The 24,051-nt window shown below is 38.8% G+C and carries 17 protein-coding genes and 1 pseudogene; 12 read left to right on the forward strand and 6 right to left on the reverse strand.

Features of this window, described 5'->3' with window-relative positions; all coding sequences use genetic code 11:
• The first annotated feature begins 276 nt into the window (after positions 1-276).
• From MJ764_RS03750 to MJ764_RS03765, 7 genes and pseudogenes are all read left to right on the forward strand, one after another.
• Positions 277-2,838, forward strand: coding sequence for an autotransporter family protein (locus MJ764_RS03750; protein ID WP_239324754.1), 2,562 nt, complete (start codon positions 277-279; stop codon positions 2,836-2,838).
• 634 nt (positions 2,839-3,472) lie between these two features.
• A complete protein-coding gene (locus MJ764_RS11575; RefSeq protein WP_420853919.1) occupies positions 3,473-3,610 on the forward strand; it encodes a transposase in 138 nt (45 codons plus the stop codon).
• Positions 3,583-3,729: pseudogene (locus MJ764_RS11580) on the forward strand (IS3 family transposase); the annotation flags it as partial. The gene MJ764_RS11575 and the pseudogene MJ764_RS11580, both read left to right, overlap by 28 nt.
• A gap of 251 nt (positions 3,730-3,980) precedes the next feature.
• Positions 3,981-4,310 (forward strand): DDE-type integrase/transposase/recombinase, encoded by a 330-nt coding sequence (locus MJ764_RS11505; RefSeq protein WP_338053816.1) that lies wholly within the window; start codon positions 3,981-3,983, stop codon positions 4,308-4,310.
• 21 nt (positions 4,311-4,331) lie between these two features.
• A complete protein-coding gene (locus tag MJ764_RS11585; RefSeq protein ID WP_420853923.1) occupies positions 4,332-4,544 on the forward strand; it encodes an integrase core domain-containing protein in 213 nt (70 codons plus the stop codon).
• Positions 4,545-4,856: 312 nt separating this feature from the next.
• Entirely contained in the window at positions 4,857-8,507 is a 3,651-nt protein-coding gene (locus tag MJ764_RS03760) for an autotransporter outer membrane beta-barrel domain-containing protein (RefSeq protein ID WP_239324758.1), read from the forward strand.
• A 1,504-nt stretch (positions 8,508-10,011) separates the two neighbouring features.
• On the forward strand, positions 10,012-13,758 hold the full coding sequence (locus tag MJ764_RS03765; protein WP_239324759.1) for an autotransporter outer membrane beta-barrel domain-containing protein: 3,747 nt from the start codon (positions 10,012-10,014) through the stop codon (positions 13,756-13,758).
• A gap of 260 nt (positions 13,759-14,018) precedes the next feature.
• Here MJ764_RS03765 and ahpF read toward each other — a convergent pair whose 3' ends face one another.
• Complete coding sequence (gene ahpF, locus MJ764_RS03770; protein WP_239324760.1) at positions 14,019-15,587, reverse strand: alkyl hydroperoxide reductase subunit F; 1,569 nt, start codon at positions 15,585-15,587, stop codon at positions 14,019-14,021.
• Positions 15,588-15,742: 155 nt separating this feature from the next.
• A complete protein-coding gene (ahpC, locus tag MJ764_RS03775; protein WP_239324761.1) occupies positions 15,743-16,309 on the reverse strand; it encodes an alkyl hydroperoxide reductase subunit C in 567 nt (188 codons plus the stop codon).
• Positions 16,310-16,764: 455 nt separating this feature from the next.
• Between ahpC and MJ764_RS03780 the strand changes: the two genes are divergently transcribed.
• Positions 16,765-17,388, forward strand: a complete 624-nt coding sequence (locus MJ764_RS03780) for a DUF2238 domain-containing protein (RefSeq protein WP_239324762.1) — start codon at positions 16,765-16,767, stop codon at positions 17,386-17,388.
• Between the two features lie 98 nt (positions 17,389-17,486).
• Here MJ764_RS03780 and MJ764_RS03785 read toward each other — a convergent pair whose 3' ends face one another.
• The 4 genes from MJ764_RS03785 to MJ764_RS03800 form a co-directional block, all read right to left on the reverse strand.
• Positions 17,487-17,774 carry a hypothetical protein gene (locus tag MJ764_RS03785; RefSeq protein ID WP_239324763.1) on the reverse strand — a complete coding sequence of 96 codons (288 nt, stop codon included), beginning with the start codon at positions 17,772-17,774 and terminating at the stop codon, positions 17,487-17,489.
• 489 nt (positions 17,775-18,263) lie between these two features.
• Positions 18,264-18,707, reverse strand: coding sequence for a ClpXP protease specificity-enhancing factor (locus MJ764_RS03790; protein ID WP_239324764.1), 444 nt, complete (start codon positions 18,705-18,707; stop codon positions 18,264-18,266).
• Positions 18,708-18,732: 25 nt separating this feature from the next.
• Complete coding sequence (locus MJ764_RS03795) at positions 18,733-19,338, reverse strand: glutathione S-transferase N-terminal domain-containing protein (protein WP_100091026.1); 606 nt, start codon at positions 19,336-19,338, stop codon at positions 18,733-18,735.
• Positions 19,339-19,498: 160 nt separating this feature from the next.
• Positions 19,499-20,251: a Nif3-like dinuclear metal center hexameric protein gene (locus MJ764_RS03800; protein WP_239324923.1), complete on the reverse strand. Its 753-nt coding sequence runs from the start codon at positions 20,249-20,251 to the stop codon at positions 19,499-19,501.
• A 227-nt stretch (positions 20,252-20,478) separates the two neighbouring features.
• On the opposite strand from MJ764_RS03800, the gene MJ764_RS03805 reads away from it, so the two are divergent.
• The 4 genes from MJ764_RS03805 (at position 20,479) to MJ764_RS03820 (ending at position 23,969) form a co-directional block, all read left to right on the forward strand.
• Positions 20,479-20,793, forward strand: coding sequence for a hypothetical protein (locus MJ764_RS03805; RefSeq protein ID WP_239324771.1), 315 nt, complete (start codon positions 20,479-20,481; stop codon positions 20,791-20,793).
• Positions 20,794-20,931: 138 nt separating this feature from the next.
• The gene (locus MJ764_RS03810) at positions 20,932-21,750 is read left to right on the forward strand and encodes a hypothetical protein (protein WP_239324773.1); all 819 of its coding nucleotides are present in this window, start codon (positions 20,932-20,934) and stop codon (positions 21,748-21,750) included.
• Positions 21,751-22,037: 287 nt separating this feature from the next.
• A complete protein-coding gene (locus tag MJ764_RS03815; protein WP_239324775.1) occupies positions 22,038-22,856 on the forward strand; it encodes a hypothetical protein in 819 nt (272 codons plus the stop codon).
• A 294-nt stretch (positions 22,857-23,150) separates the two neighbouring features.
• Entirely contained in the window at positions 23,151-23,969 is an 819-nt protein-coding gene (locus MJ764_RS03820; RefSeq protein ID WP_239324777.1) for a hypothetical protein, read from the forward strand.
• The last annotated feature ends 82 nt before the right edge of the window (positions 23,970-24,051 follow it).

The raw sequence follows: 24,051 nt of genomic DNA on the forward strand, positions 1-24,051 counted from the left end.
GACGAAGTTAAATTAAACAGTGGTGAAGATAAAACAATAGCGTTAACTAATAATTCATCACTAACAGCCAAGGATGTAGAAATTACTAATAACTCTTCAGGTGATGGCAACAAGAATGCTCTTTCACTTAAAAACTCTAAAGCAAAGATCCAGAAGTTGACAGCAAAGACCATCGGAAACAATACAACTGCGATTAAAGCTAGCAACCATTCTTCGTTAGAAGTTAACGGCGATATAAAGATTCAAGAAACAGCACCGAATGCTGGCAACGGAATTGTGAATTCTAATAGTATCATTAATGTAGGCGGCAACATTACCATTACAGCGACCGATCCTATAAATGGGGGGCAGATAGCTATCTCAAATGACGGTCGAATTACAGCAGCCAATATTAACATAACCACATCAAATACAAATTACGCTATTTCGCAAGGAGAAGATGAGAACACAGACACATCCATAGAGACGACGGGCGATCTCAATATTACCACCAATAAAATAGTTGGTAACAATGAGGCCATCCGTATTCTATCTGGAGACTTATCCGTCGGAAAGAAAACAACTATTTTGATGATAAAAGATACTAATGAGGTTAACAATAACAGAAGTCCAGATCGTTATGTTTCAGCAATTTCTGTCTCAAATGGTAAGTATACAGCTAATGGAGGAGCAAATATCGAAATTAAAAATGAGCTTGACGAGAATTATAATGACATTATAGGGATAATTTTAGGAGACGATGGACATTTTATTAATAATGGCAAAGTAACAGTAAATTCAGGGAAAAACATCATTATTGCAACTGACGGAAGACTACTTGCTAGAGAAGAAGCCGTTTTCCATAATAAAGCAAACGGTAAAATCATCACTGATAGTGCAGATATCGTTGTTCACAATTCAAATGGTACATTAGAAATTGATAATGAAGGTAGATTAGAATCAACAGCCGGTTCAGTCTTAAAAAGCAAAGAAACGAACGAATCTACTAGTACTCTTACCGTAAAAAATACAGGTATCCTCTCGGGTAAGGTAGACAACTATGGAAAAGGTAAGATTGATATCAACAATAAAGAACTAGGGAAGATTGCCAGTAATATAAATAACCATGCAGCTGGTGATATCATTGTCAAAAATACAGGTACGATTACAGGTGAGATTACTAATAATGGTAATGGCCGCATTGTCTTTGAAAATAATGGTACTTTCACTGGTACTGCCAACAATGCCAAGAATACTAATAGCAATATTACCTTTAACAATAACGGTACTTTCACTGGTACTACCAACAATCCCAGTGCAAACGAAAAAATAGATCTGACTAATCAGGGCACATGGATAAATACCGGAGATTCCACCTTATCACGGATGATTAACACCGGCACTATTGAGTTTCCAAAAATATCTTTAGCTGATATCAATGATGAAAATAAATACCATACCATCACGGTACAAGGTGACTATACCGGTGGCGGCAAGATAGTTGTTAATACGCTCTGGAATGATGATTCCATCAGTAAAAATGGCACCGGTTATACCGACCGCGTTAATATTAAAGGTAAGGTAACCGGCCTCACAACAGTAGAGACCCAAGGAAATATTATCTACGGAGACATAACACAAAAAGAGATAGATATTACTCATCCAAAAGCTGTTATTCACGTAGAAGGGGAAATCGATGGACAAGGTTTTACAGGTGATTCTCCAACTAAGAATGCCGGTAAAGCCAATCTCAAGAAAATAGATCACGACGGTAGCACTGATTATGCATGGACATTAAAGGCTACAGAATCTACTGATCCGGCTAAACCTATCAAACCTACTCCACCTAAAGAAGTACCGATTTATGCAGAGCCGGTATCTGCCTACGTACAGATGCCTACAGTGGATATGGAACTGGGCTTTACCACCATTGGTACCTTACATGAGCGGCGCGGTGAAAATCAGACTTACAACATCACTGGCGCCAACAATACTGCCCTTGGCGATAAACAGCAGCAGACATGGGGTAGAGTTCTGGTGAAACATCTGGATAAGAATGGCAAACGACGTCTGGATACAGCCGGTAATCAATCTGTACTCCAGATTGGCCACGATTTTATTCTGGATGAAAACGATCAAGCCGGAACCCGCCGGCATATTGGTGGCTATGTGGCCTATGGGCACAATGAAAATGACTTCCGCGATCAGTATCGCGCTGAAAATGGCTATATTGTTGACGACCATTACACCGGTAAAGGCCGTACTGATGCAGTAAGCGTTGGCGGTTATGGCACATTCTATGGCAATAATGGCGGCTATGTTGATTTGGTTGGTCAGGTAACCTATCTGCGCAATAAATACAATGCCCGTACCAATGAATCCGTACATCAGAACGGCTGGGGCGCCGCAGTGTCAGCCGAGGCCGGTAAATCTTTCACCGTTTATGGAAATAACTGGTTTGTCGAACCACAGGCTCAATTGGTGTACCAGTATCTGTCTCTGGACAATTTCAATGACGGAATTCGCCACATTGATCAGCATAATCCATCTGCCCTGCGCGGCCGTGTGGGTATGCGTTTTGGCTACAATGGTACTCCAACTGATAATTTACCGCCTTCATCTTTCTATGGCATTGCCAATATCTGGCATGACTTTGTCAATCCGAAATCTGTTGATATCGGCCGCGACAGCCTGAAAGAAGAATATGCCAAAACCTGGGGTGAAGTGGGTGTAGGTATCCAGCTACCGATAACCCGTCAAAGCCATTTCTATGGCGATGTGCGTTATGAGAAAAACTTTGGCAGTGATAAACGCAAAGGTTTCAAAGGCACACTGGGCTATAAATATACTTGGTTATAACCACACTCATAGCAGTGGCTGTGTGATACAGCTACTGCTATGTCTCCCAACAGGGCAAAACCGTAAACAGTTTTGCCCTGTTTTTATTTATATAATTGGCTGAGATTACTTTCTCAAAAGCCAGCTTAAACTTCCATACAAATATAAGTTTAAGCAGTTTGTTATTTTAAAAAATCATCATTCACAAAAACGATTTTCTCAAATATTCCGCTGCGCCGAGTGCAGCAGCCACACTACTGTGGAATATATAGCCACATCTACCCTATCTCCCCCTAACAGCTATGTTAGCAGCGCAAACCAGTGATAGAGAGCTGAGAAACAGACAATGCAGCAGGTAGCTATGAAACTGGCCAACTTCTGCCCGAAAATACAGACAGTAGCAGCCAGCCTTTACCTGAAAACTAAGATGATATTCCACCAATAGTGCAGAATAAAAATTTGCGCTTGCTTATCGGCTAAATATGATGATGCAGCCATCCACTGGTTTTGGGATACCCTGCTTTGCAACGCTCAATACAAGACTGATTGCGCCTACTCAATAGCGACAATGCTAGTGTAACTATCCCCTAAAATAGAACAGCCTCGAAGTAGAAAATTCTCTTCATTAACCCACAGAGGATTTAAACATGCAAAAATGACTGAACAACAAATCGTATCCATTTTAAAAGAAGCTCAAGCGGGTATCTCGGTCAAAGAACTTTGCCGTAAATATGACATCAGCAACTCGACTTTTCGACTTTTTATCAATGGCGTGATAAATATGGTGGTATAGAAACCGCTGATATTAAACGTTTAAAGGAACTGGAAACTGAAAACCGTAAGCCTAAGCAAATGTTTGCCGAGCTGAGTTTAAAATCTCAGTTTCAGGAGGAAATCATAAAAAAGCGCTAGTGCCTACCAAGGCATGTAAAGCTTGGGCAGTGCAATTGCAAGAAAGTCATTCCGTTACAATTACCATAAGCTGCGCCATTGTTGGCTTAAGCCGCTGTGCTTACTATTATCAACCCAAGTTACAAGATAATTCAGTGATTATGTCGCTACTAAGCGCTATCACTGACAGGCATTTACACTGGGGCTTTTCCAAATGTTTTAATCGCATCAGCAAGTTTGGCGATAAATAAAATCATAAACCTGTTTATCGGGTGTACTGTGAATTAAAGCTTAATTTCAGAGTAAAGCGTAAAAAATATACTCCTTCACGAAGCCCAGCAAAGCTATCAGTACCGAATAAGCCAGATGAATGCTGGTCAATGAATTTTATGGGTGACAGCAATCGCAATCAACAGCGTTTTAGAATTTTCAATGTGCTAGATGACTTTAATCGTGAGGCATTAGGCATTAATATTGCGGTCAGTTTACCGGCTGGCAGGATTACCCATTATCTGAATAAACTGGCTGAATATCAGGGTTATCCACCAGAAATACAGATGAATAATGAACCGGAATTTACCGGAAACACGTTTACTAACTAGGCAAAATCACGTGGTATAGCTATAGCGTACATCAACCCCGGCTGCCCGTATCCAAATGACTATATTAAACGATTTAATCGTATCGATCGTACAGAGGTACTGGATTTATATCTTTTTAATAATCGGCAACAGGCAAGTAAGGTAACTGAAGAATGGCTAATAACTTATAACACCGAAATACCTCACAAAGCACTAAATAATATGACACCAATTGAATATAAAACCCTAAAATAAACAGCATAATTTGCTACATCAATTTTGTACTGATTATGGGGTATTTACATTTACAGCATAAATTATATTCACCCTTACAGAAATATTGGCTTTTTTCATTTTTGTATACAAACTGACTTTGTTAAATCTCTAACATATTAATAGCATTAAGATAACTTTGTTTGTATCTGGTATAAATTTTCTTATATAATTAATTTATTCAGCATTTTATCTATTTTATTAAGAAATCACAGACACAATACAAATAGAGTAAATTTTTAATTAAAAGCTGAAAATTTATTTTTGTAAACATTTACACAATCAAGGAAACCAATGAATAACATTTATAAATCCAAATGGAGTGAATCTACCCAGACATGGGTGGCCTGCTCGGAGCTAGCACGTGGCAAAACTAAGAACAACTGTAGCAAAATCGTAGTAGCGATTGCTCTGGCTTTGACTAGTATAAATTCATATGCCAAAAATATTGAATGTACTACACGTGGTGCTAAACAGGATAAAGAAACCTTTACCACCCAAAATGCAAGTGTATTGGCACCTTGTCTTGAGGGAGTTGGGTCTTCGAAAGGAGGAAACGCAAAAAGGGTAATTTATTTAGATAATGAAGAGTTTACCACTGATGATTTACCGATTACAAGTGATGGAACAACGGAAGAAAGTGGTGCTCTACATCTTAATAATAAAGCACACGCAGTAATTAGTGGGCAATTGGACATTGGGAACAATGGAGCTAATGCCACCATTATTTCAAATAAGGGTGATTCTACATTAGATGTCGGCGACATAATTATTGCCGACAAATCAGAAGGTGCCAAAGTAGGTATTAATAATGAGGACAGTAAAATTACTGTTCACAAGAATATTGAAATTGATGGATCTCAATCCTCAGGGATCATCAACAAGGGCGGCATTATTAACGTGCATGACAACCTAACCATATTACAAAATAAAAAAGGCGTAGCGATTGCTCAACATGATTCTAAGAATAATAAAAATTCAAATATGAGTATCGATGGAAATCTTATAATAAACGCAAAAGCTGGTGAATCTGGGCTTGCTGCAATTGAACTTCATAACGGAACGATAAAAATAGGCGGTGATACTTATATAGACTTTGCTACAAGTTCAGAAAAGAGTTCAGTTGTTAATATTGAGAATGCCAGCTATATAACTCAAGGAAACACTAATATTCAGGTTAAAAAAGCTGATACAAAAGTTACAGATTTAACCGCAGTAGGTTTTCACTTATCAGCAAATAGTACATTAACTATTGGAGGCGAACTGACTGTAAATAATGGAGAAAATACAGTTATAGAAACAGATAACAAGCTAACAAATAAGGATAAAGTAATTTTTAATAATACATCAACTGCGCACATAGCCAGTGTAGTTGATACTGTTGTCCATAACGGGAAAGGCACGTTATCCATTAATAATGATGGTATATTAAACTCTACTACTGCTTCTGTTATAAACAACAAACAAGATGGTACTCTTGAGGTTAAGAATACAGGGCGACTTTTAGGTAGTATTAATAATGGTGGCAACGGTTCTATCAATATCAATAATTCTGAGTCTGGCTTGCTTAGCGGCAATATCACCAATGCTGGTGCTGGAACTATTACTTTAACAAATAATGGTATCAGCGCTAATAAGAATATTACTAACTCTGCTAATGGTTCTATTACTGTAATCAATAATAAAAATTTACAGAAAAATATCAAGAATGACGGTACTGGCGAAATTTCATTCAACAATTCTGGTAGCTTTAAGGGCGACCTTATCAATACGAATTCCATTGGTTCAATTACAGCAATCAACGCCAATAATGCCAAATTCACTGGTAATGTCGAGACTAAAGGTGGGCAGATAAATCTGACTAATCAGGGCGAATTAACTGGTGATATCAAAACTGAAGGTGGGCAGATAGATCTGACTAATCAGGGCAAATTAACTGGTGATATCAAAACTGAAGGTGGACAGATAGAATTAACTAATCATGGCACATTCACTGGTACTATCAATGATAAATCCGGTGGAGAAATAAATCTGATTAATGATGGCCTATGGATAAGCACTGGAGACTCCACACTCAAAAAGCTGACTAATACACAAGACAAAACATATGAATTTAAAAAATTATCACTTGCTGAAGCCAAGGATAAAAATAATTACCATAAAATCACAGTAGAGGACTATATCGGTGGCGGAACGCTAATAGTAAATACGCTATGGAACAAAGATATCGAAAACTCTTATAGTGACCAGCTTATTATTAACGGTCATGTATCTGGTGGGCAGACAACAGTAACAACCCAAAACGGTATTCTTGGCGATATTACTAAGCCGGCAATGGGCGAAATACGCTCTACCCCTGTAATTATTGTGCACGACCAGAACAGCGGCATAAGCGATTTTAAAGGTGATCAACCCTTATACCAGAGTGCCACTACAGCCCAGCTTCAGGGACAAAAAGTTCTAAAAGACGGCAAAATTGTAACTGAGTATGCATGGACATTAACAGCTAGCACAAGCAAACCAGTTCAACCTGACCCTATTAATCCGACTAAACCTACTGATCCGGCTAAACCAACCGATCCGAATAAACCAACTGATCCGAATAAACCTACTGATCCGAATAAACCTACTGATCCGAATAAACCTACTGATCCGAATAAACCAACTGATCCGAATAAACCAACTGATCCGGCTAAACCAACTGATCCGGCTGAACCAACTGATCCGGCTAAACCAACTGATCCGGCTAAACCAACTGATCCGGCTAAACCAACTGATCCGGCTGAACCAACCGATCCGGCTAAACCAACTGATCCGGCTAAACCAACTGATCCGGCTGAACCAACCGATCCGGCTAAACCAACTGATCCGGCTGAACCAACTGATCCGGCTAAACCAACTGATCCGGCTAAACCTATCAAACCTACTTCGCCTAAAGAAGTACTGATTTATGCGGAACCGGTATCTGCCTACGTACAGATGCCTACAGTGGATATGGAACTGGGCTTTACCACTATTGGTACCTTACATGAGCGGCGCAGTAAAAATCAGACTTACAATATCAGTGGTGCCAACAATACTACTCTTGGCAATAGCCAACAGCAGACATGGGGTAGAATTGTGGTGAAACATCTGGATAAGAATGGCAAACAACGTCTGGATACAGCCGGTAATCAATCCGTACTCCAGATTGGCCACGATTTTATTCTGGATGAAAACAATAAAACCGGAACCCGCCGGCATATTGGTGGCTATGTGGCTTATGGGCACAATGAAAATGACTTCCGCGATCAGTATCGCGCCGAGAATGGCTATGTTGTTGACGACCATTACACCGGTAAAGGCCGTACTGATGCAGTAAGCGTTGGCGGTTATGGCACATTCTATGGCAATAATGGCGGCTATGTTGATTTGGTTGGTCAGGTAACCTATCTGCGCAATAAATACAATGCCCGTACCAATGAATCCGTACATCAGAACGGCTGGGGTGCCGCTGTGTCAGCCGAAGCCGGTAAATCTTTCACCGTTTATGGAAATAACTGGTTTGTTGAACCACAGGCTCAATTGGTATACCAATATCTGTCTCTGGATAATTTCAATGACGGAATTCGCCACGTCGACCAGCATAATCCATCTGCCCTACGCGGCCGTGTGGGTATGCGTTTTGGCTACAATGGTGCTACAACTGATACTTTACCATCTGCATCCTTCTATGGTATTACCAATATCTGGCATGACTTTGTCAATCCGAAATCTGTTGATATCGGCCGCGACAGCCTGAAAGAAGAATATGCCAAAACCTGGGGTGAAGTGGGTGTAGGTATCCAGCTACCGATAACCCGTCAAAGCCATTTCTATGGCGATGTGCGTTATGAGAAAAACTTTGGCAGTGATAAACGCAAAGGTTTCAAAGGCACACTGGGCTATAAATACACTTGGTTATAACCACACTCATAGCAGTGGCTGTGTGATACAGCCACTGCTATGTCTCCCAACAGGGCAAAACCGTAAACAGTTTTGCCCTGTTTTTATTTATATAATTAGCTGAGATTACTTTCTGGAAAGCTGGCTTAACTTTCCATACAGATAAAGGTTTAAGCAGTTTTTTATTTTAAAAAATCATCATTCACAGAAACGATTTTCTCAAATATTCCGCTGCGCCGGGCGCAGCAGCCATATTACTGGAAAATGTAGAAGTGCCCAATCGTATACCTACTAAAAGAAGCTGAAGCTACTATCCCAGTAAAATAGTCATGAAACATTCAATAATATGACACCAATTGAATATAAAACACTAAAACAAGCAGCGCAATTTACTATTTGATTTGTGTATCAAAAATGAAGTATTTACAGTTTAGTGTTCACATTATCAAAATTTGTGAGACAGTGATGTAAGAATTTAAGTGCTAGCCAACCAAGCTTGAATAGCGATAAAACTTACCGACCACTACTACCTGCAACTAACATTATTGACCAAGACAAAAAAGTTCCTTTTACACATATAAATGCCAAATACATGTAAAATATTGATTTTTCAGCATTGATAGACGTATTATAGAAAAATTAATTTTATCATTGGAAAGTAGTTATTTTAATATTTAGCTGTACTAGCTCAAATTTAATCTGGCCATTAAGGCCTTTTGATTCAGTTTTTATCGCATTAGGCCAGAATTCATACATTTAATTACTTAAAAACAATTCTCATATTTAAAAATTTTTGGAAAAACATAATTTAACATCATAGATACACAAAACGAACAAATCCAGTAAGATGGTTTAAGCCATGCTATTTAGGTTAGGATCGATAATCACAATGTCTTGAGTCTTTATATAAAACATAAATAACATATACATTTTGTATATATGATATCTGTATAAAAAAACGATCTAAATACCTCTCAAATAAATCTCTATTTATTTCATAACACATCAATAAACTTGTTAAATATTGGCAATAACCAAACAATTTTTAAAATAAAATACTTTTTTTATCTTTATAGTTGCAAAATTAACACACTTATTTATAAATTTTGTTTTTTTTATTCATAGCTTAAAGATACCGCCAGTACAGGAGCTAAATATAATTTAGCCTGAATAACTCACCTACAAATAACAAAAACCTTTATTAATACTTATATAATTTCTTCAATGACACCTTATCTGTATTATACTAAAAGTCTTTTAAACACAGCTATAATTTTATTACTCCTCACCACCCACATAGCATAAGCCATAATTCTCGATATAAAAATATTGGCTTTTTTTCATCTCTTTCAACCAGATTAGCGCAACCATACTTTTATTAAAAAAATTATACTTTTATTAAAAATAGCATTTAAATAAATTTATTACTTTATTAATAAAAATATATCTTAATTTAAATAGAGTAAATATTTAATTAATATTTGAAAATTTATTTTTCAATATTTACACAGATAAAGGAAAATTAATGAATACTATCTATAAATCCAAATGGAGTGAATCCACCCAGACATGGGTAGCCTGCTCAGAACTGGCACGAGGAAAATGCAAAAGTAATGGTTTGAAAATAGTGGCAGCCGTGGCTCTGGCGTTAGCTAGCACCAGTGTTATTGCTGCTCCTGGTTCGACTTCTACTATTACGACATCCTCAACCAGAGAGCAGAATCATTTTCATGACTCTCAAGGTGTCTACTCTGAAGTTAATTATAAAGGTATGCATACCTCAACAGGTAAGATAATTCAAAATGATTCTAGTAATTTTGACATCAATATTGATGGGCACTATACAATAGAAGGCAACATTACGAGTACAGATACACCTAGCGGTGAGAAAGCAGGTATTCTGAATATTAAAAACAAGCATGGAATAATAGAAGGTAATATTACTAATGAAGGAGCGGGTGATATTACAATTAGTAACTCACAGAAAATATCTGGCGCTATTACAAGTACACAGGATAGTACTGGTAATATCACTATTAATAATAATAAGCAGGGTTCTCTACCCAATAATAGCAATGATCACGAGAGAACCATAGACGGCGATATTATTAATAAAGGGCAAGGCACTTTCATAATTGATAATACATCTGGACTAAAAGGCACTATCCAGAATGAAGGTGCTGGTGCAATTACCCTAAAAAATAGCGGTACAAGCACCGGCAATATTATTAATAATAGTGATTCAACCTCTTCTAGAATAGAAGTAACCAATGATGCAGGTAAAACGCTTAAAAGTACGATAAGCAATATAAAAGCTGGTACGGTTGAATTGACTAATAACGGTGAAACTACCGGTGCTATTACCAACTCAGGTGCTGGTGCAATTACCCTAAACAATAGCGGTGAAACTACCGGCACTATTACCAACGAAGGTACTGGTGCAATTACCCTAAAAAATAACGGTGAAACTACCGGTGCTATTACCAACTCAGGTGCTGGTGCAATTACCCTAAAAAATAGCGGTAAAAGCACCGGCGATATTATCAACTCAGGCACGCAAGGTTCTCTTATAAGTGTGGCCAACAATAATGGAGCAACACTTAATGGTCAAATTAGCAATACAGGTGCTGGTACAATTACTTTAGAAAATAGCGGTGAAAGAACCGGCGATATTATTAATAACAGTGATTCACTCTCTTCTAAAATAGAAGTAACCAATCATGCTGATACAACGCTCGGCAGTACGATAAGCAATATAAAAGCTGGTACGGTTGAATTGACTAATAACGGTAAAACTACCGGCACTATTACCAACTCAGGTGCTGGTGCAATTACCCTAAACAATAGCGGTACAAGCACCGGCAATATTATTAATAATAGTGATTCAGACTCTTCTAGAATAGAAGTAACCAATGATGCAGGTAAGACGCTTGAAAGTACGATAAGCAATATAAAAGCTGGTACGGTTGAATTGACTAATAACGGTAAAACTACCGGCACTATTACCAATTCAGGTGCTGGTGCAATTACCCTAAACAATAGCGGTACAAGCACCGGCAATATTATTAATAATAGTGATTCAACTTCTTCTAGAATAGAAGTAACCAATGATGCAGGTAAAACGCTTGAAAGTACGATAAGTAATATAAAAGCTGGTACGGTTGAATTGACTAATAACGGTAAAACTACCGGCACTATTACCAACTCAGGTGCTGGTGCAATTACCCTAAAAAATAGTGGTACAAGCACCGGCAATATTATTAATGATAGTGATTCAGCCTCTTCTAGAATAGAAGTAACCAATGATGCAGATAAAACGCTTGAAAGTACGATAAGCAATACACAAGCTGGTAAGATTATATTGGCTAATCAAGGTACAACTACCGGCAATATTGCCAACCTCGGTGATAGTGATTCTTCTATACACATAAACAATGAAGGCTTACTTAAAAGTAAAATTGCCAATATGGGGTCTGGTCAAGTTACCTTAATAAATTCAGGCATCGGTGATAACACTGAAATTATCAATTCTGGTGACGGTGAAATTACGGTACGCAATAATAAAACCTTACACAATACAAATATTATCAATGAGATACACGGCACTGGAAAAATTTCATTTACCAATAATGATAATTTCGAAGGCGATCTTATCAATAATGCTGACTTAGGTTCTATTGCCGCCACAAATACAGGAATCTTCACTGGTACTACCAACAATTCCGGTGCAAACGGAAAAATAAATCTGGATAATCAGGGCATATGGATAAATACCGGAGATTCCACATTATCACAGATGATTAACACCGGCACTATTGAATTTTCAAAAATATCTTTAGCTGATATCAATGATGAAAATAAATACCATACCATCACGATACAAGGTGACTATACCGGTGGCGGCAAGATAGTTGTTAATACGCTCTGGAATGATGATTCCATCAGTAAAAATGGCACCGGTTATACTGACCGCGTTAATATTAAAGGTAAGGTAACCGGCCTCACAACAGTAAAGACCCAAGGAAATATTATCTACGGAGACATAACGCAAAAAGAGATAGATATTACTCATCCAAAAGCTGTTATTCACGTAGAAGGGGAAATCGATGGACAAGGTTTTACAGGTAAGTCTCTAACTAAGAATGCTGGTGAAGCTCAGCTCAGGAAAACAGATCAGAGCTTATACGGCAGAACTGGCACTGATTATGCATGGACATTAACAGCTAAAATACCTACTGATCCAGCTAAACCTACTCCACCTAAAGAAGTACCGATTTATGCGGAGCCGGTATCTGCCTACGTACAGATGCCTACAGCAGATATGGAGCTGGGCTTTACCACTATTGGCACACTATATGAGCGGCGCGCTGAAAATCAGACTTACAACATTACTGGCGCCAACAATACTGCCCTTGACGATAAACAGCAGCAGACATGGGGTAGAATTGTGGTGAAACATCTGGATAAGAATGGCAAACAACGTCTGGATACAGCCGGTAATCAATCCGTACTCCAGATTGGCCACGATTTTATTCTGGATGAAAACAATAAAACCGGAACTCGCCGGCATATTGGTGGCTATGTGGCCTATGGGCACAATGAAAATGACTTCCGCGATCAGTATCGCGCTGAAAATGGCTATATTGTTGACGACCATTACACCGGTAAAGGCCGTACTGATGCAGTAAGCGTTGGCGGTTATGGCACATTCTATGGCAATAATGGCGGCTATGTTGATTTGGTTGGTCAGGTAACCTATCTGCGCAATAAATACAATGCCCGTACCAATGAATCCGTACATCAGAACGGCTGGAGCGCCGCAGTGTCAGCCGAAGCCGGTAAATCTTTCACCGTTTATGGAAATAACTGGTTTGTCGAACCACAGGCTCAATTAGTATACCAGTATCTGTCTCTGGACAATTTCAATGACGGAATTCGCCACATTGATCAGCATAATCCATCTGCCCTGCGCGGCCGTGTGGGTATGCGTTTTGGCTACAATGGTGCTACAACTGATAGTTTACCGCCTGCATCCTTCTATGGTATTACCAATATCTGGCATAACTTTATCAATCCGAAATCTGTTGATATCGGCCGCGACAGCCTGAAAGAAGAATATGCCAAAACCTGGGGGGAAGTGGGTGTAGGTATCCAGCTACCGATAACCCGTCAAAGCCATTTCTATGGCGATGTGCGTTATGAGAAAAACTTTGGCAGTGATAAACACAAAGGTTTCAAAGGCACACTGGGCTATAAATACACTTGGTTATAACCATACTCATAGCAGTGGCTGTGTGATACAGCTACTGCTATGTCTCCCAACAGGGCAAAACCGTAAACAGTTTTGCCCTGTTTTTATTTATATAATTAACTAAGATTACCTTTGGAAAGCTGGCTTAAGCTTCTATGCAGGTATGCAGGTAAATAGATATATTCAGGCAACAATCACGCTAAAGCAATACAGCCACAAACCCTTGAAATGAAAAGCCCCACAAAGCCAAAAACTTTGTGGGGCTAGTTATTAAAACAAGCTTATTGAGGTGCGCTGGTACGAATCAGATAATCAAAAGCACTTAATGCTGCTTTAGCACCCTCACCTGCGGCAATAATAATCTGCTTGTATGGTACATTGGTGCAGTCACCGGCAGCAAATACACCTGGGACATTGGTTTTACCATGGGCATCAATCACAATTTCATGCATTGGTTCAGTTAACTCAACTGTGCCCTGCAAAAAGCCGGTATTAGGTAACAGACCAATCTGCACAAATATTCCTTCCAGTGCCAGATGCTGTTCTGCACTACTTAACCGATCCAGATAATTCAGGCCACTGACCTTGCCATCAGCACCGGTAACTTCCGTCGTTTGAGCATTGCGAATAACCTTTACATTTGGCAAGCTGTGCAGCTTGTGCTGCAATACCTCATCTGCACGCAATTTATCGGAAAATTCCAACAAGGTAACACTTTTAACCAAGCCGGCCAGATCAATAGCTGCTTCCACTCCGGAATTGCCCCCGCCAATCACAGCCACATCCTTACCTTTGAATAATGGGCCATCACAATGCGGGCAATAAGTCACCCCTTTAGTGCGATATTCCTGCTCGCCAGGCACATTCATCGAACGCCAGCGCGCACCGGTAGACAGAATCACACTACGCGATTTCACAACAGCACCGCTTTCTGTATGCACCTCAATCAATCCACCTTTGCTGGTAGCTGGAATCAGCGCGCTGACTTTTTGCAGATTCATAATATCCACATCATAACTGCGCACATGACTTTCCAGATCACGGGCAAAACGCGGGCCATCGGTACGCAAAACTGAAATGTAATTTTCAATATCCATCGTATCCAGTACCTGCCCGCCAAAGCGTTCGGCTATAATACCGGTACGGATTCCTTTACGCGCGGCATACACCGCTGCTGCTGCACCGGCGGGCCCTCCACCTACAACCAGTACATCAAAAGGTTCTTTTGCATTCAGCGCCTCAACGGCATCATTAGCAGCATTGCTGTCCAGTTTTGCTACAATTTCAGCCAACTCCATCCGTCCCTGACCAAAAGGCTCGCCATTCAGAAACACTGCCGGTACGCCCATAATCTGTTTTGCTTCAACTTCGTCCTGAAACAGAGCACCATCAATAGCAGTATGGCTAATATTCGGATTAAGAATAGCCATCAGATTTAATGCCTGAATCACATCCGGGCAATTATGACAGGTAATAGAATAATAGGTTTCAAAATGAAAACTACCTTGCAGATTCTTTATCTGTTGCTGTAAAGATTCCGCCTCTTTGGAGGGGTGGCCACCCGCCTGTAGTAAAGCCAGCACCAGTGAGCTGAATTCATGCCCCATCGGATTACCGGCAAAAACCAGACCAGTATGCATACCAGGATTGGTAATTTCAAAAGAAGGTTTACGCTCAGACTGGCCATCAGTCCGCAGGCTAACTTTATCACTCAGCGCTTCCACTTCCTGTAACAGTGCCAACATGTCGCGAGCACCTGCACTATCGTTAAGCGTAGCAATGATTTCAACCGGTCTGGTTACATATTCCAAATAAGCTTTTAATTGGCTTTTCAGGGTGTCGTCTAACATATTACAGCTCCGTTACATTAATATTAACAATCGATATTCTATTTTTGATAGCCTGTATTTTTATCTTACTAAAAAGCCCGGATACCGCAGCCGGTATCCGGGCTGAATGGCTGTTATTTAACAGCAAAAATAGTGATGTGTGTGTTTAAGTGTTATTAGATTTTACCAACCAGCTCAAGAGAAGGAGCCAGAGTTTTGTCGCCTTCTTTCCATTTAGCTGGGCAAACTTCACCCGGATGAGAGGCCACATATTGTGCAGCTTTAACTTTACGTACCAGATCAGCAGCTTCACGGCCGATACCTTCGGCTGTTACTTCCACGCTCTGGATAATGCCTTGCGGGTCAACCAAAAAGGTAGCACGGTCAGCAGAGCCCTGACCTTCACGCAGCACACCAAAATTGGTAGCCAGCGTGGCATTGCGGTCACCCAGCATAAAATATTTGATTTTAGCAATGGTTTCTGAAGCATCGTGCCAAGCTTTATGAGTGAAATGGGTATCTGTAGATACAGAGTAAACTTCCACACCCAGCTTTTGCAATTCTTCGTAGTGGTCAGCCAGATCACCTAATTCAGTAGGACAAACAAAAGTGAAGTCGGCTGGATAGAAAAAGAATACAGACCATTTACCTTTAACGTCAGCATCGCTGATGTCTACAAATTTACCATCATGAAAAGCAGTAGTATTGAATGGTTTGATTTCAGTATTAACGTTGGCAACCATGAAGTATCTCCTTGAATGTAACAGGTTGAATTAAGTAATGCATGTATAGTACACAAGTTCACATCATAAATATAATCAAATGATTTTATACAACCCATAGTTTTTATTTAACACAAAAAACAAATGTTTATAAATTCACTTTAAACAAATAGCTAATATTCCCGCAAAAAAGCCGCTAAATAACATTTTAGTGCCGGCAACGACAACCTCACATAAGCAGACATACCGCTACAAATACAGAGATAGCTTAGTAATAGCAAAATTAAAAAAGCCCTTTTCCAGCCATCCAGCCTAATTTGCCTGAACAATTTATTCAGACTAACATACAGACTTAATCCAAAAACCGATTACACATTATTTTTATTGATACTGTTTATTAAAACCAGCAGAGATTGTTTTCCTTTTATCCATATCAACCCGACACTGCTACCGAGCACTTGCAGCAGAGGTATCCCATGAAAACCCATATTCTGCAATTGATAATTTTTATAATAGTATTACTTTGGTCTGCTTATCGGCCACATGACTATCCAACCTGGTGTCTGGAAGTTTTTCCCGCAATAATGGGCGTAGCGATACTGACATACACATATACACGTTTTCGCTTCAGTAACCTGCTGTACTGGGTAGTATTAATTCATGCAATCGTACTGCTTATTGGCGGACATTACACTTATGCTGAAGAACCGGTTTTCAATTACCTGCGCAGCTTATTTGACTGGTCACGCAATAATTACGACAAACTCGGGCATTTTTTTCAGGGTTTCTCACCGGCCATCATCGCCAGCGAATTACTCTGGCGCTTACAGATTGTGCGCCGCCGCGGCTGGGTAGTTTTTTTAAGCGGCTGTATCTGTATGGCCATTAGTGCCATCTATGAGCTGTTTGAATGGCTGGTAGCCGAAATCAGTAATCAGCAAGCACTTACTTTTCTTGGAACACAGGGCGATGTGTGGGACACACAGCAAGACATGCTGTGGTGCCTGATTGGCTGTAGCAGCATGCTAGCTTATCTGTATCGCAGCAAACAGCACTTACAACAGGCAGCCACAGAAAACAGCGCGCACCAGAACAAATAGTGAATCTGATTACCCTCTGTCAGCCACAGCAAAATTGATACATCAATCTACAAAAGCAGCTTGGTACAAAAGCTGCTTTCTCCAAATATACCGGCAAATCATACCGATACAGATACTGTTTTTTCCAGCTTAATTTTTATTTCATTGATATCTTCTTCAAATATCATAATCACCCCCAGATAGGCCATACCAAACATCATGGCCGTGATAAATGAACTGGCAATTGCCATTACATTCATCCACAGCAAACCTAAGGCAAATACCAGAAAACACAAGACAAAAATAACATTGAAATAGAATTTTACCCTTTTAAATTTTTGTTCCTTCTGTGCTAGCTGCACCCTTAATTCATTACCGGCTGTTGCAGATTCAGTAGTTTGGTTCATATATTCAAACTCCAGCAAATGTAAAGATAACAAATATTATTGTAATGATTAATAGCTTAACAGCACTATTTTAACTTATATCATCATTCAGAATGAAGCACTATTTTTAGCATAAATACGATTAAAAATAGCTTAAAAAATATCTTAAGAGTGCATACCCGTCTGATATACACATACACCAGCATAAAATATCTGCCTGTATAAACATTAACTCCCTTATAGTAATTTTACATTAAAATGCATATAGATAAAATTGATACTTAGCCATCAGAAACACACCCTATAATTAATCTTATAAATAAAATTTAGCTTAAACAATGCCTCCCACAGCCATAATCACTTGCAACCCACTTTACAGAAACCCCGTAAAACAGCTATTAGCCATAACGACCAAATCACATATAAAAAAGGACTAAAATCAGCAGATTTCAGCCCTTTTTATATAATTTCCCCGCGCCTCAGGAATAAAACCTACCCGAGAAAAATCAGCTATTTGACAATTTTCAGTCCCTTTTTGCCACCAGATTTACCCTTATATTCCACGGATTTACTCTCTGCGGCATTCTCAGATTCTGCTGCTTTATCGGCTTCAGTTATCGGCGGCGCATCATCATCAATAAGCGGCTCCACCTCAAAACCCATGCCCTCACCGGTTTCTCGGGCAAAAAGAGTGATGACATGGCCAACCGGAATCCAGATATCATGAGATACACCATTAAAACGGGCAGCAAAATTAACCCACTCATTATCAATATTCAGATTGTGCGCGGCAGCCGCTCCGATATTGAGTACAATCTCATTATCACGTACATACTGACGGGGCACGCAGGTTTTATCATTTACCCACGCAACAATGTGCGGCGTATAACCACTGTCCAGCGCCCATTGATATAATGCACGCAAAATATACGGTTTGGTACTTAGCTTGCTCATTGCCTTCTCCCCTTATCAAGATTGTTTAACGGCGCATTGCCTTTTCTGCAGGCGTTAATGCATCAATAAACGCCTCACGCTGGAAAATACGTTCAGCATATTTCAGCAAAGGTGCAGTTGATTTCGGCAGCTTAATATCATAGTGGTCCAAACGCCATAAGAGCGGAGCCAGAGCCACATCAATCATAGAGAAATCATCACCAATGATGTATTTATTTTTACTGAATGCCGGTGCCAGCATAGTTAAGCCTTGAGTAATCGCTTCGCGGGCTTTATTCATATCCTTATTACTGGATTCAGGATTTTCCAGCACCAGAACATGACTGAACAATTCCTTTTCCAGACGATACAGTACCAGACGGCCACGGCCACGCATAATCGGGTCAGCCGGCATCAACTGCGGATGAGGAAAACGTTCATCAATATACTCGTTAATAATATTGGATTCATATAGAATCAGGTCACGTTCAACCAGTACAGGCACCTGATTATATGGATTCATTATAGCCAAGTCTTCTGGCTTGTTGTAAACGTCTACATCCTTGATTTCAAAATCCATGCCTTTTTCATACAGGACAAAGCTGCAACGCTGACTAAACGGGCAAGTCATACCCGCATATAATGTCATCATAATCAATTTCCCAAGATTACTGTATAATATCAATACAGTGTAGTGTCTAAATTACCCAATTATAGACAAATGACTCTATTTTTACCAGAAAAATAGCTTAAACTTATGTTTATTAAAAATTTTTCCTGATAATTATAATAATTATTCATACAATGACGGCTTAAGCCGGATTGAGTTCATCAAAAAACTGTTGCCTGATGCCAAACTGCTCGGCCACAGCAAAAGCAAGTGCCTGTATACCGTAGCGCTCCGTGGCATGATGCCCTGCAGCAATAAACACCACCCCGCATTCCTGTGCCAGATGATATTGTGGTTCAGAAACCTCACCCGTAATAAACGCATCCACGCCGGCATCAATCGCATACTGAAAAAAGCCCTGACCACCACCAGTGCACCATGCCAGCCTACGTACCGGCTGCTGCGCATCGGCACATAAAAGCATCGGCACCCGGCCAAGACTAAGCTCAAGTTGCCCTGCCAGCTCAAGCGCAGATTGCGGATGCGCCAATGTACCATACTGCACCAGATTCTGCTCCCCGCCACAACCATCAATCTGCCAACCCAAACGCCGTGCCAGCTGCACATTATTGCCCCATTGCTGATGCGCATCCAGTGGCAGATGGTAGCCAACCAGATTGATGTCATTACCTAACAATGTCTGAATACGGCGTTTTTTCCAGCCAGTAATCGCTGCGACTTCATTTTTCCAGAACATACCATGATGTACCAGCAACATATCAGCCTGCTGCGCTACAGCAAAATCAATAGCAGCCTGACTGGCCGTTACCGCACAAACAATACTATTAACCTCATCCCTGCCCTCTACCTGCAATCCATTCGGGCTAAAATCACGAAACTGGGCTATAGCAAGCTGCTGAGCACACCAATCTAGAATTTCTTTTCTCTTGGCCATCATTTTCCTTTAATCATGCTTGATCAGATTAAACATACCATTTATATTTTTCTGATAATAGCATTAGCCTGATCCAAACCGGCATATTTTATATTCATGCTTTACTATGCAGCCTGTTATGTATATTACAGATAGCCCTTTACCTTACCAAATCAACACTCATTAAGCTCCAGATATACAGTTTAGTATTGTCTATACCCTTTTATACTTCAAGATTTTTGCATTACATGCATAAAGCAGTTGAACATGGCTATTTTGCCGATGCACTGATTGATATTTATAAACATAATAAAAGCCTGCTGGATCATCTGGAAATTGTTCAAGGCTTTATCGAAAACAATAACCGTATTCTGGATTATATTCATCAGCATAATAAAGTAATTAACTCACAATTAAATATTCAAAACTCATTCACCAACAATGTTATAGTCATGAATAAAATAGCAAGTTTTAAGCACATTAATCTAAAACATAGCCATTTAATTAAAATAGCCAATAATATATTTAAACAACTAGATTACTATTTTCATGTATTAATTTAGCCATATAAATCAATACATCATATGCTTGCCATAGTTAAAAATTAACGCTATATTATAGTTAAAAAGTGTTAATTTATGCCATTAAAGCGCGGAGAGGAATATTTAATCCGCTGAAATTTAATTTGCAAAGGTAGCAAGATGAAACGATGGTTGTGTATTTTGATTCTGTGCTTAACCAGCTGCATTGATGGGCGCAGTGAAGAAGAAAAAAACAAACAATTACAGGATAAATTAGCAATGAAAGATACCACTGAAATTACGGTTTTGATTCCATCTATAGTTTCAAATAAAAAACTGGCGATTACTCTACCACGCTGCCAGTTTGGCTTTAGTATCAAAAATGAAATTATTGATGGAAAAGTGGAGCAAATAGGAGCATCAATTATATTTCCTTTACCCACTTTCTCCGGCTTTCCCAATGACGAAGATGCACTTCATCAATGCCCTGATTTTTCCAGACCAGTAGCTGGCTTAAGTATAGCACCGCTGTATACTAACCCTAAAAGAACCGAATTGGAATATAGCAATTACTGGTTCAAACAGCAAAGTTATCAATATGCAGTAAAAGAACAGAAAAATAATCAGACACTGTATCGTGTTGGTATTGCCGGAAAGCTAACCATTTTTGCTAATCAATCTGATAAAAATCAGCAAGATATCAGCATTGAATTCTGGCCTTTTGATGCAAAGGATGAAAGTGACTCCTACCCTCACCAGACTGATATTTATTCTGTATTAGATAAAGAATTTAGCGTTGCTTATACGGTGTATTCCTCAAGATATCTACATGGGAAGCATAAACCATTGCCAAATCAGTGGTATTTTGCTGATGCTTTAATTGATATTTATAAACATAATGAAAGCCTGCTGGATCATCCGGAAATTGTCCAAGGCTTTATCGAAAACAATAACTGCATTCTGGATTATATTCATCAACACAGTAAGGTCGTTAACTAAGGAGCAGTTACATACCGCTTTAATAATATTATGCTTGTTTAGAATAATATTGCTAATTTTTAGCAGATTTCTTGAGAAAATCGCTACTCAATTGCGACAGCCAATAATCAATTTTAGGTAATTACTTTCTATTGATATTTATCAAATTATTTATATAAATCAACACATCATATACTTGCAGCGGATGAAAATTAACGTTATATTACATTTAAACACTGTTAATTTATGCTATTAAAGCACAGAGGGACTATTTAATCCGCTGAAATTTAATCTGCAAAGGTAGCAAAATGAAACGATGGTTGTGTATTTTGATTCTGTGCTTAACCGGCTGTATTGATGGGCGCAGTGAAGAAGAAAAAAACAAACAATTACAGGATAAATTAGCAATGAAAGATACCACTGAAATTACGGTTTTGATTCCATCTAAGGTTTCAAGCAAAAAACTGGCGATTACTTTACCACGCTGCTTTTTTGGGCCTAACTTGAAAAATAAACTTGTTGATGGAAAAGTTGAAGAGAAAGCGGTTAGCATTATGTATCAACTACCTACTTTCTCCGGCTTTCCCAATGATGAAGAGGCGCTTCATCGATGCCCAGATTTTTCCAAGCCAATTTCCGGTATAGGTATACGACCATTATTTCCCAAAACAAGCAAAAGCGAATTGGAATATGGCAATTACTGGTTAAAACAACAATATTACCGATTTTCAGTAAAAGAAAAACGAAATAATCAGGAACTGTACCGTGCTGGTATTGCGGGGAAACTAGCTATATTTTCTGATCAATCTGATAAAAATCAGCAAGATATCAGCATTGAATTCTGGCCTTTTGATGCAAAGGATGAAAGCGATTCTTATCCTCATCAAACTGATATTCATTCCGTACTGGATAAGGAATTTGCCTTAGCTTATACAGTGTATTCCTCAAGATATCTGCACGGCAAGCATAAGCCATCGCCAAATCAATGGTATTTTGCTGATGCTTTAATTGATATTTATAAACATAATGAAAGCCTGCTGGATCATCCGGAAATTCTCCAAGGCTTTATTGAAAATAATAATCGTATTCTGGATTATATTCATCAACATAGTAAGGTAGTTAATTAGCCAGCAACGCTTATCATCTATCTTTAAAACGACAGTGTGGTTAATTAAAATAATATTGCTAATTCTATACATAATTATCCAGAAAATAACTATTCAATTGTGACAGCCAATAATCAATTTTAAACAATTATCTTCTATTGATATATATCAAATTTACTTATATAAATCAACATATCATATATTTGCAGCATTTTAAATTAACACTATATTACGGTTAAACACTGTTAATTTATGCTATTAAAGCACAGAAGGGGCTATTTAATCCGCTGAAATTTAATCTGCAAAGGTAGCAAAATGAAACGATGGCTGTGTATTTTGATTTTCTGCTTAACCGGCTGCATTGATGGCCGCAGCGAGCAGGAGAAGCAACAACAATTACAGGATAAACTGATAATGACAGATACTACTGAAATTACAGTTCTGATTCCGTCACTGGTTTCAAGCAAAAAACTGGCGATTACTTTGCCACGCTGTTTTTTTAGAACTGAACTGCAAAATAAAATTGTTGATGGAAAAATTGAAGTAAAAGCCGTTACTATTCTATTTCCATTACCTACATTTTCCGGTTTTCCCAATAATGCAGCAGCCATTCAACAGTGTCCTGATTTTTCCAGACCAATATCTGGAATTGGTGTAAGACCATTGTTTCCTAAAATAGGCACAAATGAACTAGATTATGGGAATCATTGGTTAATACATCAAAGATTTGCATACGCACTAAAAGAAGAAAAAAATAATCTAGCGTTGTATTACAGTGGTATTGGAGGAAAACTGGCTATATTTGCTAATCAGTCTAAGGAAAATAAAGCAGATATATCGATTGATTTCTGGCCTTATGATGCAGGTAATGCAGACAGTCCTTTCCCCGACCAGATTGATGTGCATTCTGTACTGGAGAAGGAATTTGGCTTTGGTTATGTAATTTATACATCCAAATTCTTACATGGCAAAAATAAACCATTGCCAAATCAGTGGTATTTTGCCGATGCTTTAATTGATATTTATAAACATAATGAAAGCCTGCTGGATCATCCGGAAATTGTCCAAGGCTTTATTGAAAATAATAATCGTATTCTGGATTATATTCATCAACACAGTAAAGTCGTTAATTAACCAGCAACGCTTATCATCTATCTTTAAAACGACAGTGTGGTTAATTAAAATAATATTGCTAATTCTATACATAATTATCCAG

Source organism: Snodgrassella gandavensis (genome assembly GCF_914768025.1).
Taxonomy (GTDB): domain Bacteria; phylum Pseudomonadota; class Gammaproteobacteria; order Burkholderiales; family Neisseriaceae; genus Snodgrassella; species Snodgrassella gandavensis.

Excerpts from the sequence above, each read along its gene's own strand:
- MJ764_RS11575 (WP_420853919.1), top strand. The coding sequence starts at position 3,473 with ATGACTGAACAACAAATCGTATCCATTTTAAAAGAAGCTCAAGCGGGT.
- MJ764_RS03760 (WP_239324758.1), top strand. The coding sequence starts at position 4,857 with ATGAATAACATTTATAAATCCAAATGGAGTGAATCTACCCAGACATGG.
- MJ764_RS03765 (WP_239324759.1), top strand. The coding sequence starts at position 10,012 with ATGAATACTATCTATAAATCCAAATGGAGTGAATCCACCCAGACATGG.
- ahpF (WP_239324760.1), bottom strand. The coding sequence starts at position 15,587 with ATGTTAGACGACACCCTGAAAAGCCAATTAAAAGCTTATTTGGAATAT.
- ahpC (WP_239324761.1), bottom strand. The coding sequence starts at position 16,309 with ATGGTTGCCAACGTTAATACTGAAATCAAACCATTCAATACTACTGCT.
- MJ764_RS03780 (WP_239324762.1), top strand. The coding sequence starts at position 16,765 with ATGAAAACCCATATTCTGCAATTGATAATTTTTATAATAGTATTACTT.
- MJ764_RS03785 (WP_239324763.1), bottom strand. The coding sequence starts at position 17,774 with ATGAACCAAACTACTGAATCTGCAACAGCCGGTAATGAATTAAGGGTG.
- MJ764_RS03790 (WP_239324764.1), bottom strand. The coding sequence starts at position 18,707 with ATGAGCAAGCTAAGTACCAAACCGTATATTTTGCGTGCATTATATCAA.
- MJ764_RS03795 (WP_100091026.1), bottom strand. The coding sequence starts at position 19,338 with ATGATGACATTATATGCGGGTATGACTTGCCCGTTTAGTCAGCGTTGC.
- MJ764_RS03800 (WP_239324923.1), bottom strand. The coding sequence starts at position 20,251 with ATGGCCAAGAGAAAAGAAATTCTAGATTGGTGTGCTCAGCAGCTTGCT.
- MJ764_RS03805 (WP_239324771.1), top strand. The coding sequence starts at position 20,479 with ATGCATAAAGCAGTTGAACATGGCTATTTTGCCGATGCACTGATTGAT.
- MJ764_RS03810 (WP_239324773.1), top strand. The coding sequence starts at position 20,932 with ATGAAACGATGGTTGTGTATTTTGATTCTGTGCTTAACCAGCTGCATT.
- MJ764_RS03815 (WP_239324775.1), top strand. The coding sequence starts at position 22,038 with ATGAAACGATGGTTGTGTATTTTGATTCTGTGCTTAACCGGCTGTATT.
- MJ764_RS03820 (WP_239324777.1), top strand. The coding sequence starts at position 23,151 with ATGAAACGATGGCTGTGTATTTTGATTTTCTGCTTAACCGGCTGCATT.